Origin of the sequence: Phenylobacterium immobile (ATCC 35973) (assembly GCF_001375595.1) — a bacterium.
Lineage (GTDB): Bacteria > Pseudomonadota > Alphaproteobacteria > Caulobacterales > Caulobacteraceae > Phenylobacterium > Phenylobacterium immobile.
This window is the reverse complement of the sequence record NZ_CVJQ01000001.1, coordinates 2,701,059-2,713,756: the sequence shown is the minus strand read 5'-3', so window position 1 is coordinate 2,713,756 and position 12,698 is coordinate 2,701,059. Positions and strand designations below refer to the sequence as shown.

The window sequence follows — 12,698 nt, the reverse complement described above, 5'->3', positions numbered from 1 at the left end:
GACCTTGGCGGGTCAAGTGGATGGTGTCGCCGGCAGCCGGGCGTCCGGATCCGGAATGACCACACCCGAACAAGCATGATCGTCGAGAGGAGACGTTGAAGATGGCGCTGACCGAAGAAGGCCTGATTGAAATCCCGGGCATCCGTAGCGAGTGGGTGACCCTGGCGAACGGCGCCAAGGCGCACTACTCGGCCTCCGGCGAATCCGGCCCGGCCGTCATCCTGATCCACGGCGGAATCCAAGGCTCGTCCGGCACGGCTGGCTGGCGTTATATGATGCCATTCCTCGCCGAGAACGGCTTCCGGGTCTATGCGCCCGACCGCCCGGGCTTCGGTCTGGCCGACGCCCGTGAAGAGCACTGGCCGCACCGCGGCTTCATGAGCTGGGTGGAATATGTCGAAGAGTTCGCCCGGGCGCTGAACCTCAAGAAGTTCCACATCGCGGGAAATTCGCAGGGCGCCCAGACAGCAGCCTACTACACCGTCTACCATCCCGAGCGCGTGCTGAGCCTGGCCATGATCGCCAGCGGCGGGTTCAACGCCACGATGGGTTGCGACATGAGCCAGGTGAAGCCTGGAATGGGTATGCCCAAATTCACCGGCACGGAGCAGTCGATGCGCGACGCCATGACGTCGATCATCTATCGCCAGGAAGCGATCTCCGACGATCTTCTCACCATGCGCACCAACGCGGCCAACACCCAGGCCAAGGCCTATGATGTCGGCATGGCCTGGAACCGCGACGCGGCGAAGGACCCGAACACGGCCCACCTGCTCGACCTGCGCGGCAAGCTCGACAAGATCACCATCCCGGCCATCTATCTCTATGGCATGCAGGACGTGCTGGGTCCGGTGGAGAACGCCTATCTGCAGGAAGAGAAGCTGCCCAACATCCAGATGTTCTATCCGGACGAGTGCGGCCACCAGGGCCAGACCGACCAGCCGGAGATGCACAACCAGGTGTTCTTGGAGTTCTTCCGCGACGGCAAGGTCAGCCGCAAGACGGCCGACTGGGCCGGCGTTTCCAAACGCCGACCAGAACTGCCGAACCTGGTTGCACAGGCCTAGGATCGACACAGAGTTTGGGAGGGGGCTCGCCGGTCGCGGCGGGCCCTTTTCGTTCGGCCTCAGCTGGCCCGGGCGGGTGCGGCGCGGTTGTTCATCTCATCGCCCGCGTCTTTCGGCAGGCGGACGAACCACCAGAGCGAAATCAGGGTTCCGGCCGCCAGCAGGGTGAACACCGGGGTCACGTCGTCCCACTGCAGTTTGTCGTGGCCGCGGCTGGACATGATGAAGTGAAGCAGGGTGGCGGCGGCGCCGATGCTGACCGACTGCATGAACTGCTGGCCTATGGAGGACGTGGTCGTCCCGCGGCTCATCTGAGATTGCTCGAGATCGGCGTAGGCCATGCCGTTCAGGCTGGTGAACTGCAGCGAGCGGAAGAAGCCGCCGATGGCCAGCGCCGCCATGATCACCCAGTGTGGGGTGGACGGTGTGAATAGGCTGTAGATCGCGAAGGTGACGGCGCAGATGACGCCGTTGACCAACAGCACCGTGCGGAAGCCGAACCGCCGCAGCACACGCGCGGCGGTGACGCGCATCACCAGCGAGCCGATGCCGGAGATGAAGGTCATCAGACCTGCGGCGAAGGCCGACATGCCGAAGCCGATCTGCAGCAGCATCGCCAACAGGAAGGCCATCGACCCCGGCATCAGGCGGAAGAAGGCGCCGCCGACCACCGAGGCCTGAAAGGTCGGAATGCGGAAGACGCCCAGATCGATGACGGCGTTCGGCGTCCGCTTGGCGTGGAGCCAATAGAGACCAAGGGCGGAGAAGCCGGCTGCGAACAGACCGCCCACGGCCAGCGGCGGCAGGACGTCGCGGCCGAGATTCTCGAAACCGAAGATCAGGGCCGCCAGGCTGATCCCCGTCAGGGCGATCCCGCGCCAGTCGATGGGCGGGACACCTTGCTCGCGGACTTCCGGAACAAAGCGGCGCACGAGGTACAGGCCGGCCAGGGCCACGGGCAGGTTCAGGAAGAAAATCCAGCGCCAGGAGATGAAGGTGATGATCGCCCCGCCTAGCACGGGCCCCAGCACCGGGCCGAGGAGGGCCGGCATGGTCAGGACCGAGAGCGCGCTCACCAACTCTTTCTTCGGCGTGCTGCGCAGCAGGACCAGGCGGCCCACCGGGCCCATCATGGCGCCCGCGCAGCCTTGCAGCAGCCGGAAGAAGATGAGTTGCGGCAGAGAGTTGACGAAGCCGCAGGCCGCCGAGGTCAAGGCGAAGAGGGCGATGGCGATCAGGAAAATCCGCCGCGCGCCGAACCGGTCGGCCAGCCACCCGGAGATCGGCAGGAACACCGCGGCGGCCAGCATGTAGCTGGTGATCGCCAGGTTCAGCCGAAGGGCGTCGACGTGGAAGGCCTCGGCCATGGCCGGCAGGGCGTTGTTGATGGAGCTGGCGTTCATGGTCTGCATGAAGTTCGCAGAACCGATGATGGCCGGCACGATCCAGGTGCGCAGGACGGCCGCCTGCTTGTCGTCGAGCACCACGGCGGCGTCGACGCCCGCCTCGTCCACAACATCTTCGACGATGACGTCTTCGGGGCGCGTGTTCACAGGCGATCACTCGGGCGGCGTGCGCGCTTAATAGAGCGGGTCCGCGGGCCTCGCCAGCGTCTTTAGTTCGGTTACCGATATAACTGTTCTAGCCCTCGGCAGGCAGGCCGTTCCGGCGGCCGACGATGCGCATGACCGCCAGGTCGGTGGTCACGTTGCCGACGGTGCGGAAGAGGTCGGGAACGGACTCCACCGCGAGCAGGAGCGGCAGCATGCCGATCGGCACGCCGAGCGCCAGGCAGATCGGCGCGATGGTGGCGAAGAAGGACACTTGGCCCGGCAGGCCGACCGCGGCCAGGCTGACGACCGCGGCAAGCGGTACGGCCAGCAATAGGGCGACCGGGCTGAGCGCCACCCCGTGCAGGTGGGCGAGATAGATCGCCACAGCGACGTTGGCCGAGGCGCTGGAGGCGCGGAAGATCGAAACCGCCAGGGGTGCGACGACACCGGCGGCCTCAGCTGAGACCCCCAGGCGCCGCGCTGTGGCGATGATGGCGGGCAGGGTGGCCAGCGACGACTGGGTGCTGAAAGCGACGACCTGGGCCGGCAGGCAGGCCTTGGCGAAGGCGAGCGGCGAGATGCGGCCGAAGATCACGACCAGAGGATAGGCCAGGAGGGCGATGAGGATGCAGGCGGCGGACGCCAGCAAGACGTAGTGCAGGAGGGCGGCGAAGGCGCCGGCCCCAAGCTGTGCGCCCACAGCGACGGCGAGGGCGGCGACGCCGATCGGGCCCACCCGCAGCACCCAGCCCACGATCACCAGCATGATGTCGACGATGGCCTTGATGATGGCCAGCAGCGCCAGGCGCGGCCCCTCCTCGATCCGCCGGGCGGCGAAGCCGAAGAACAGCGCGAAGACCACCAAGGGCGCGACCGCCATCTCGGCGGCGGCCTTCACAGGATTGGTCGGGATGAAGCCGTTCCACCAGTCGCCGCCGATGGCCTCGGGTGGAACACCAGGGCCTTCCGGCGGGGCCAGCGCCTGGAGCGGCGGCCAAAGGGTCAGAACGGTGGTCGAGAAGGCCGCGCTGACGGCGCAGGCGCCGGTGAGCAGGACCGCAAACCAGAGGAAGGCCCGGCCGGCGACGCCGCCGGCGGCCGTCGGTCCGCCGACGCCCAGGACCACGAGGCCGAAGATTAACGGCACGACGGGCATGGTCAGCGCCGCCAGCCAGAGCGCGCCGATCGGTTTGGCGATCAAGAGCGCGACGGTGGCCGCATCCGGCGCCCAGCGGGCCAGCACGGCGCCTAGGGTGAGGCCGAGCACGAGGCCCAAGAGTATCCGGACCGATAGGGCGCCCATGCGTTCTCCTTAGGCGTTACGCGCGATTGCAATCCCGGACGGAGCCTGAGCGTTCCACAGGCATTGAACCAGCTTGAGTTCAGGGGCCAATCCTTTGCGGATCGCGACCTTCAATGTGAACGGGGTGACCGGCCGGTTGCCGCTAGTGCTCGACTGGCTGGCGGAGACCCAGCCCGACGCCGTCTGCCTGCAAGAGCTGAAGGCGCCGGACGAACGCTTTCCGGCGGGCGCCTTCGAAAAGGCCGGCTATGGGGCGATCTGGCTGGGCCAGAAGAGCTGGAATGGGGTCGCCCTCCTGGCGCGCGGGACGGCGCCCATCGAGACCCGGCGCAACCTGCCCGGCGAGTTGGCCAGCGCTCAGGCTCGTTACATCGAAGGCGCGGTGTCCGGCGTGCTGGTCGGCTGTCTCTACGCGCCCAACGGCAATCCCACAGGCAGCGAGAAGTATGCGGCGAAGCTGGCCTGGTATGAGCGTTTCATGGCTCGCGCTGATGAGTTGCTGGGGAGCGGCCAGCCGGTGGTGCTGGCCGGCGACTACAACATCATCCCCACCGACGCCGACGTCTATGTCCCCGATCGCTGGCGCGACGACGCCCTGTTCCAGCCGGCGCTAAAGCAGGGGTTCGCGGCGATGATTGAGGCCGGCTGGGTTGACGCCTTAAGGCGGCGCTATCCGGACGAGACGGTCTACACCTTCTGGAAGCACTGGCGGAACGCGTTCGCCCGCGACGCTGGCCTGAGGATCGACCACCTATTGTTGAGTCCCGCGGCGGCCCAGCGCTTTGTCGACGCCGGCGTGGATCGCGACTTCCGCGGGCGTGAGAAGCCCAGCGACCACGGCCCGGTGTGGGTGGAGCTGAAGCCCTAGGCCTCGTTGTTCGGGATGTTCAGTATCGTCCCGCAGGCCTTACAGTGCACGGCGTCGGGGTCGTGCTCCATAAGGGCGCAGGTCGGGCAGGTGAACCTGACCTTGTGCGGCCGGAAGAGCGCCTGGGCCAATCGTACGAACAGGGTGATGCCGCAGATCATGGTGGCGATGGAGACCAGCTTGCCCCAGGTCCCGGGCAGGACGATGTCGCCGAAGCCGGTCGTCGTGAGCGTGGCCACCGTGAAGTAGAGGGCGTCCACATAGCCGTCGATGCCGGCATGGCGTCCGGCGAAGCTCGTGTAGACGAAGCCGGTGATGATGAAGAGGAAGGTCAGGAGGGTGACGCCCGCGCGGGTGACGTCCTCGACGCGGGTGTCGTCATAGCGCCGGCCGATGGTCGCCCAGAAGAACTCGCTGTGGAACAGCGTCCAGAGGCGCAGGACCCGCAGGAAGCCCAGGTTGAAGGCCAGGTTCGGCGCGAGCAACGTCGCGAGGACGAACAGATCGGCCCAGACGATGGGACGCTTGAGGAAGGCGATGATCGAGCGGAAGGCGAGCGCCCGGGCCGCCATGTCGCAGGCGAGCACGGCCGCGCAGAAGTAATCGAGCGCCAGGAAATAGGGCGCGTCGCGCAACAGGGGCGCGGCGATGAAGAAGCCGATCAGCGCCAGGTCGACGACGATGATCGCCAGGCGGAAGCGCACCGATTGCGGCGACTGGCCGTGGTAGAGACTGCGGAGCTGGATGCGGAAGCGCCGCCAGGGGGTACGCGGCGTCCGTGGGGTACGGGCAGGCGCGGTCACGCGGAGGCTTGCAGAGTGAGGCGCATGACCGAACCTATGCTGGCGCCATGGCGGGCGCCAGCAGCTTAGATCACCGTGAAGCCGTGCGTGCCGTCGCGCTTCAGCTGATCGACGAGGCCGAACTCCCAGTCCAGATAGGCCTGCATGGCCGCCGGATCGTGGTCGGCGCCCTCATAGGGCCGCCGATAGACGTCGTCGGGCGGCGAGATCGCCCCGGCGAGGCCGCTTTCGACGGCCAGGCCAGCCGCCGCCCACGCGGCGGTTCCGCCCTCGAACACGCGGCCGCCGGCTTCAACGGCGGCCAGGTGGGCGAGGTCAGCGTCCTCGGCCATGAAGACCAGGGCCTTCGCCGGCAAGCCGGCGAGGTCGGCGCCTAGGCGGCTGCGGTTGACGAAGTGCGCGCCGGCCGGATGGCTGCGGCCATAGACCTTGCTGGAGCCCACGTAGACCAGCGTGGCCGCGCCGCCGGCCAATTCTGCGGCCAGCGCCTCGGCTCGGATCGTCGGCGCACGCGCGATGGCGGGCCTGGCCGCCTTCCGGGGCCCTTTAGTCAGCGGCATCGTCTCGTCGACGACATAGGTTTCCCAGCCCATCTGGGCGAGCCAGGAGCCGGTCATATCGGCCCGCACGCCGCGAGGATCGAAGAGGACTATCCGGGCGCCGCGCACGGGCGCGGCCATGTCGGTTTCCTGCACCAGCTGCCCGCCGGGCGCGGAGACGAAGCCCTCAGGATGGCCCTCGGCGTGCTCCTCCGGCGTGCGAACGTCGAAGCGATAGAGGGTGCGGCGAGGGTCGGCGGCCAGGACGGCGATGTCGGCGGCGCTGATGTGTTTGACGCCGGCGCGATAGGCGACGTCGCGGGCGCGGCCACGGGCCTCATTGGCGACCACGTCGGACACCTCAGGGAAGCGATCTTCGCGGCCGTGATCGAGGCTTTGGCCAGCGAGCTGCCAGCCGATGGCGCCGTTGCGCAGGGCGACGACAGGGTTCGGGACGCCTGCGTTGATCAGCGACTGGGCGCCGATGATGCTGCGGGTGCGCCCGGCGCAGTTGACGATGATGGTCGTCGTGGGATCGCCGGCGATCTGTGGCGCGCGCAGGACCAGCTCTGCGCCCGGAACGCTGACGCCGCGTGGGATGCTCATTGTTTTGTATTCGTCGTAGCGGCGCGCATCGAGCACCACGAGGTTTGGATCGGTCCTGATGGCGGCCAAGGCGGCTTCGGCGGCGATCGACGGCGTGTGGCGCCGGCTTTCGACCAATTCGCCGAAAGCCTTGCTGGCGGAATTCACGTCTTGGAAGAGCTCAAATCCGGCGTCGCGCCAGCCTTTGAGGCCGCCTGCCATCAGGCTGATATCACTGAAGCCGAGGGCCGCGAGGCCGTTCGCCAGGCGCTCGGCCAAGCCCTCCCCGTCGTCATAGACGACGATCGCCACATCGCGGCGCGGCAGGCGGTCGAACGCGTCGAGCTCAAGGCGCGTCACCGACAGCTGCGCGGCGAACAGCGGGTGGTCAAGGGCGTAGGGCGCCTCTTCTCGCGCGTCGATGAGGGCGATTTCCGCGCCAAGCAGGAAAGCCTGGCGGACGGCGGCGGGAGAGATTTCGGGAAAGGACATCAGGAGAGCTCGGAATAGCCGGAGATGAAGGTCTTGGCGGCGCCAGAGGCGTCGTAGGTGTGGCGCGACACAGCGCCGATGTCGGCCCCATATAGATGGATGCTGATCGATACGCGATCATCGTAGGCGTTCCAAACGCGGTGGATATCGCCGATCCGAGGCGACACGGCCTCGACATCGCCCGGCTCCAGCCGCTGCACGGGGCCGGCGGTTCTCAGGCCGTCGGCGTCGAGCACATAGGGCTGAGCATATTCGGAACCGCGCAGCATGGCGACCAAACCCCAGACGGTGTGGTCATGGATGGGTGTCGCCTGGCCGGGCCCCCACACAAAGCTCACCAGCGAGAAACGAGCGTCGGGGTCACGATGAAGCAGGTACTGCCGGTACCTCGATGCGTCGGCCTGCGCGAAACGCGGGTCGAGCCAATCGTCCTGCGCGACCAAGCGACCAAGGATTTCGGCGCCCGTCTGCAGCAGGCGCGCTTCGTCCGAAGTCTCGAGGATCAGCATCTCGATCGCCTCGATCGCCTGGGCAAGCGCCGACGGTTTGGGTTGAGAGGTCATGGGCGCAGACAACTCCTTATACCCCACGGAGCCAATAGAGATTAACCGCCAAGCATGCCAGACAAGCTATCAGGAAACGCTGTCCGGCGGCCTAGCCGTCTATTCGAGGCGCGCGCTGGTCTGCGCTTCCTCCGCCACCCAGGCCACGAAGGCGCGGACCAGGGGCTTGGTCGAGCGGGTCTCGGGCGAGGCCACATAGTAGGCGCCCTGGGTCGCCAGAGATCGGGCGAAGGGCGTGACGATGGCGCCGGCGGCGAGCTCCGCCTCCACCAGAAAGCGCGGAATCAGGCCAACGCCCATGCCTGCGGTCGCGGCCTGGGCGACCATGGAAAACTGGGCGAAGCGGGGCCCGCGGAAGGCTTGGCCGAGATCCAGGTCGCCTTGTTCCAGCCAGTTGGTCCAGGCTGTGGGGCGCGTCGTCTGGTGCAGCAAGGTCGCGTGCTGCAGGTCGCGCTCCGTCTTCAGAGCCCGGGCGTAGGCCGGGCTGCAGACGCAAACCATGGTCTCGCCGATCAGAAAGGTCGACTCGGCCCCGGCCCAGTCGGTGGCGCCGAACTGGATGGCCGCATCATAGGGGCTGTCGGCGAAATCGAAGGGGATGACGCTGGTGTCGACATTGACTGTCACGCCGGGCCAGCGGGCCTGGAACCTGGGTAACCTGGGCACCAGCCAGCGGGCGCCAAAGGTCGGCAGGACGGTGATGTTCAGGGTCTGGTCCTCGCCCCCCAGACCCATCGCCCGATAGGTGGTGTCGGCGAGTTCGGCCAGGATGCGGCGGACGTCCGCGGCGTAGACCGCGCCCGCTTCGGTGAGGACCAGGCGCTGACGGACCCGCTTAAAAAGCGCGGCGCCCAGCTCGGCCTCCAGTTGCAGGATCTGCCGCGACACCGCGCTCTGGGTGAGGTTCAGCTCCGCCGCCGCCCGTGACACGCCGCCGTGGCGCGCCACGCATTCGAAGGCGATCAGGCAGCTCATGGAAGCGGGGTGGCCGCGGCGCATGGGTCATTCCAGAATGGAATAAGATTGTACCAATATCTCGTTTCACGACCCCCTGTCGATGACGGTATTTTCCTCGCGAAGGCAGCGTGAAGGGAATGGGCGGCCATGAGCGAGAAATACAAGGATAAGGCCGTCGGCCATGCGTTCGCGTGGGAAGACCCGCTGTTGCTCGAAGGTCAGCTGGTCGAGGAAGAGGCGCAAATCCGCGACATGGCGCGTCGGTACGCCCAGGAGAAACTCGCGCCGCGGGTGATCCAGGCCTATCGCGACGAATACACCGATCCGGAAATCTTCCGCGAGATGGGTGAGCTGGGCTTGCTCGGCGTCACCGTCCCCGCCGAATACGGCGGTTCGGAATCCTCCTATGTCGCTTACGGCCTGGTGGCTCGCGAGATCGAGCGCGTCGACTCTGGCTACCGCTCGATGCTGTCGGTCCAGTCGTCACTGGTCATGCACCCGATCAACGCCTACGGCACCGAAGCCCAGCGCGAAAAGTACCTGCCGAAGCTGGTCACCGGCGAATGGATTGGCTGTTTCGGCCTGACAGAACCCAGCGCGGGCTCTGATCCGGGCTCGATGAAGACTCGCGCCGAGGCTCTTCCGGGCGGCGGCTATCGGATTAACGGGTCTAAGACCTGGATCACCAACGCCCCGATCGCCGATGTCTTCGTGGTTTGGGCGACCTCGGACGCTCATGACGGCCGCATCAAGGGCTTCATCATCGAGAAGGGCGCCCCGGGTCTGAGCGCGCCCAAGATCGAGGGCAAGATGTCGCTCCGCGCCTCGATCACCGGTGAGATCATGCTCGACAATGTCGAGGTCGGCGAAGACGCCCTGCTGCCGGCCGTCAGCGGTCTGGCCGGGCCCTTCGGCTGCCTCAATCGCGCGCGTTACGGCATTGCTTGGGGCGCCATGGGCGCGGCTGAGGCCTGCTGGCAGGGGGCTAGAGACTACGCCATGGAACGTCGTCAATTCGGCCGGCCCCTGGCCGCGACCCAGCTGGTTCAGACGAAGCTCGCCGACATGCAGACCGAGATCGCCTTCGGGCTGCAGGCGGCCCTGAGGGTCGGCCGGCTGTTCGACGACGGCAAGGCGGCGCCGGAAATGGTCTCGATGATCAAGCGCTGGAATGCGGGTCGGGCCCTGGAGATTGCGCGAAAGGCGCGCGATATCCACGGCGGTAACGGGATCCATGAAAGCTACCACGTCATGCGCCACGCCATGAATCTTGAGACGGTGAACACCTATGAAGGCGCCTATGACGTTCACGGCCTGATCCTGGGTCGCGCTCAGACGGGCCTGCAGGCGTTCTCATGAGCGAGGCGCCCAGCGGACCTAAGGGCGGGCCGCTCGCGGGCCTGAAGGTCCTGGAACTGGCGCGGATCCTTGCGGGCCCCTGGGCCGGTCAACTGCTGGCCGACCTGGGCGCCGATGTGGTCAAGGTCGAACGCGCGGGGGTCGGCGACGACACCCGCCGCTGGGGGCCCCCCTTCATCGAGGCCGCTGACGGTTCGGCCGGCGCGGCCGGATATTTCCACTCGACCAACCGCGGCAAGCGCTCGGTGCAGGCCGACTTCGACGCGCCGGAGGGCCGCGATTTCGTCCGCAACCTGGCGACCCACGCCGACGTGGTGATCGAGAATTTCAAGGTCGGCGACCTGGCCAAGCGTGGCTTAGGCTACGAGGACCTGAAGGCGATCAATCCAGGCCTCATCTATTGCTCGATTACTGGATTCGGCCAGGATGGCCCCTCGGCTGCGGAGCCGGGCTATGACTTCCTGATCCAGGGCTTGGCCGGGGCGATGAACCTGACCGGCGACCCGGCCGGCCTGCCGATGAAGACCGGCTATCCGGCCGCGGACCTTTTCACCGGCCTCTATTCGGTGGTCGGCGTCCTGGCGGCGCTTAGGGCTCGCGAGACGACCGGCCAGGGCGCGCACATCGACATGGCTCTGCTGGATTCGCAGGTCGCGGTGCTGGGCTATCAGGCGATCAACTATTTCATCTCCGGCAGTGCGCCGCAGCGGATGGGCAACAGCCACCCGACCATCGTGCCCTACGACGTCTTCCCGACCAGCGATGGGGCGGTGATCGTCGCGGTCGGCAACGACGGCCAGTTCGGTCGCTTCTGCGAGGCCCTGAGCCTACAGGAGTTGGCGCAGGATCCGATGTTCGCCGGCAACCCGGACCGCGTGCGCAACCGCGCCGACATCATGAGCCGCCTGTCGCTGGGGACCGCGCGTTTCACCAGCGCTGAGCTCGTGGCCAAGTTGACCGCGCTGAAGGTGCCCGTTGGGCCCGTCAATAATATGGCCGAGGTCTTCGCCCATCCGCAGGTCGTCCACCGGGGCATGCGCCACGACTTGGCCGACCCGCAGGCGGCGGGCGGCTTGGCGCCGGGACTGCGCTCGCCGATCGTCATCGATGGCGTGGGCCAGATGGCCGATCGCGCCCCACCACGCCTGGGCGAGCACGACGAGGAAGTTCGCAGCGATCAGAGCTGGACCAGCGGCTGAAGACGGGGCAGTTTACGCCCAGGATTCTTGAGGATCGCCCATGCTGACTGTAGCCGAAATCGAGACCCTCGCCGAGCGGGTGGATGACGCCGAGCGCAAGGCGCGGGCCATCACCAAGATCACTGACGACTTCCCGACCATGACCTGGGAGGACGCCTACGCCGTGCAGGATCGCCTGCGGCAGCGCAAGTTGGGGCGCGGCGAGCAGGTTGGCGGCCTGAAGATGGGATTCACCTCGCTGGCCAAGATGGAGCAGATGGGCGTCCATGAGCCGATCCACGGCTTCGTCACCGCTCACGGCCGCCTGAACGAGGGCGACACCTTGAGCTGCGCCGGCCTGATCCATCCGCGGGTGGAGGCCGAGATCGCCTTCGTCCTGAAGTCCGAGCTGGTGGGCCCCGATTGCGACATCGCCGCTGTCATCGCCGCCACCGACTATGTGACTCCGGCGCTGGAGGTGATCGATTCCCGCTACGAGAACTTCCGTTTCGACCTGACCAGCGTCATCGCCGACAATACCTCGGCCGCCCGCTATGTCGTCGGCAAGGCGCGCCATTCGCTGGCGGGGCTCGACCGGGTCAATCTTGAGGTGGTGGTCGAGAAGAACGGCGCGGTCGTCGCCCGCGATACTGGGGCCGCCGTGATGGGCGACCCGGCCCAGGCCGTCGCTGCGCTCGCCAACATGCTGGCGCGCACCGGCAAGACGATCCCGGCGGGCACGCTGGTCATGACCGGCGGCGTCACCGAGGCCGTTGGCGTAGCGCCCGGCGACCGACTGGTGGTGCGTTACGCAGGCTGGGGCGACCTGGTTCTCAACATCGCGGCCTAAGGCACCGCGCGAAGGGTCCGGAAGGTCACCGAGAAGCGCCGTTCGACGCCCGGAGGGATGCTGTGCTCCCACTGGCTGCGGGCCTCGCCGCTGAGCAGATAGGCCGAGCGCGGTTCGACGACCTGATCGATGCGGGTGAAGCCGGCGCCTTGCCTGCGCCGAAAGCGCAGGCGGGCAGGTGATTGCAGGGAGACGCCGATGATCTCGGCGAATTCCGGTCGGTCGCGGTGCCAGCCGATCGGCGCGCCTGGCGGGTAGTCGGTGATCATGGCGTGGACGATCCGCTCGGCGGCGATCCCGGCGAAGGCCGCCGCGGCGCTCCTCAAATCGAGCAGGAAATCCGGCAGCGGCGGCGCCGTGTGCAGCGTTTGGGCGGAGAAGTCGTAGTCATGGCCGAAGGCGATGGTGCGCCGCTTGCCCGTGAAGCCGTGGAATTCGAACGCCGTGAAGCTCAAGGCCTCGAAGGCCGCCAGCAGGCGTTGCTCGTGCGCCCGGTCGATGACGTCGTCCTGGTAGCGGAAACCAGGCGGCGTGCGGACCGGCGCATCGAAGAGTTGTGGCTGGCTGGCGGTCATCGCAAC

The 12,698-nt window shown here is 67.2% G+C and carries 12 protein-coding genes; 5 read left to right on the top strand and 7 right to left on the bottom strand.

The features are described from left to right. The first annotated feature begins 101 nt into the window (after positions 1 to 101). Positions 102 to 1,067 (top strand): alpha/beta fold hydrolase, encoded by a 966-nt coding sequence (locus BN1313_RS13245; protein ID WP_091741594.1) that lies wholly within the window; start codon positions 102 to 104, stop codon positions 1,065 to 1,067. A gap of 59 nt (positions 1,068 to 1,126) precedes the next feature. On the opposite strand, the gene BN1313_RS13240 is transcribed toward BN1313_RS13245, so the two are convergent. Both BN1313_RS13240 and BN1313_RS13235 read right to left on the bottom strand, forming a co-directional pair. Next, positions 1,127 to 2,620, bottom strand: a complete 1,494-nt coding sequence (locus BN1313_RS13240) for an MFS transporter (RefSeq protein WP_091741590.1) — start codon at positions 2,618 to 2,620, stop codon at positions 1,127 to 1,129. Between the two features lie 88 nt (positions 2,621 to 2,708). Then, positions 2,709 to 3,923, bottom strand: a complete 1,215-nt coding sequence (locus BN1313_RS13235) for a dicarboxylate/amino acid:cation symporter (protein ID WP_091741588.1) — start codon at positions 3,921 to 3,923, stop codon at positions 2,709 to 2,711. Between the two features lie 94 nt (positions 3,924 to 4,017). Here BN1313_RS13235 and xth point away from each other — a divergent pair, with 94 nt between their 5' ends. Further along, on the top strand, positions 4,018 to 4,791 hold the full coding sequence (gene xth, locus BN1313_RS13230; RefSeq protein ID WP_091741586.1) for an exodeoxyribonuclease III: 774 nt from the start codon (positions 4,018 to 4,020) through the stop codon (positions 4,789 to 4,791). On the opposite strand, the gene BN1313_RS13225 is transcribed toward xth, so the two are convergent. From BN1313_RS13225 to BN1313_RS13210, 4 genes are all read right to left on the bottom strand, one after another. Continuing rightward, the gene (locus BN1313_RS13225; RefSeq protein WP_091741584.1) at positions 4,788 to 5,594 is read right to left on the bottom strand and encodes a potassium channel family protein; all 807 of its coding nucleotides are present in this window, start codon (positions 5,592 to 5,594) and stop codon (positions 4,788 to 4,790) included. The genes xth and BN1313_RS13225 overlap by 4 nt on opposite strands. Positions 5,595 to 5,659: 65 nt before the next feature. Then, on the bottom strand, positions 5,660 to 7,210 hold the full coding sequence (locus BN1313_RS13220) for a rhodanese-like domain-containing protein (RefSeq protein WP_091741582.1): 1,551 nt from the start codon (positions 7,208 to 7,210) through the stop codon (positions 5,660 to 5,662). Further along, a complete protein-coding gene (locus BN1313_RS13215; protein WP_091741580.1) occupies positions 7,210 to 7,773 on the bottom strand; it encodes a cysteine dioxygenase family protein in 564 nt (187 codons plus the stop codon). The genes BN1313_RS13220 and BN1313_RS13215 overlap by 1 nt, the downstream gene beginning before the upstream one ends. A gap of 99 nt (positions 7,774 to 7,872) precedes the next feature. After that, complete coding sequence (locus BN1313_RS13210) at positions 7,873 to 8,772, bottom strand: LysR family transcriptional regulator (protein ID WP_091741578.1); 900 nt, start codon at positions 8,770 to 8,772, stop codon at positions 7,873 to 7,875. Positions 8,773 to 8,877: 105 nt separating this feature from the next. Between BN1313_RS13210 and BN1313_RS13205 the strand changes: the two genes are divergently transcribed. Genes BN1313_RS13205 through dmpH form a run of 3 tightly spaced genes read left to right on the top strand, consistent with a single transcriptional unit; the run spans position 8,878 to position 12,117 of the window. Then, on the top strand, positions 8,878 to 10,089 hold the full coding sequence (locus BN1313_RS13205; protein WP_091741576.1) for an acyl-CoA dehydrogenase: 1,212 nt from the start codon (positions 8,878 to 8,880) through the stop codon (positions 10,087 to 10,089). Further along, a complete protein-coding gene (locus BN1313_RS13200; protein WP_091741573.1) occupies positions 10,086 to 11,288 on the top strand; it encodes a CaiB/BaiF CoA transferase family protein in 1,203 nt (400 codons plus the stop codon). The genes BN1313_RS13205 and BN1313_RS13200 overlap by 4 nt, the downstream gene beginning before the upstream one ends. Positions 11,289 to 11,328: 40 nt before the next feature. Next, the gene (gene dmpH, locus BN1313_RS13195; protein WP_091741570.1) at positions 11,329 to 12,117 is read left to right on the top strand and encodes a 2-oxo-3-hexenedioate decarboxylase; all 789 of its coding nucleotides are present in this window, start codon (positions 11,329 to 11,331) and stop codon (positions 12,115 to 12,117) included. Here the strand turns inward: dmpH and BN1313_RS13190 are convergent. After that, on the bottom strand, positions 12,114 to 12,692 hold the full coding sequence (locus BN1313_RS13190; RefSeq protein ID WP_091741567.1) for an alpha-ketoglutarate-dependent dioxygenase AlkB: 579 nt from the start codon (positions 12,690 to 12,692) through the stop codon (positions 12,114 to 12,116). The genes dmpH and BN1313_RS13190 overlap by 4 nt on opposite strands. Positions 12,693 to 12,698 lie beyond the last annotated feature (6 nt).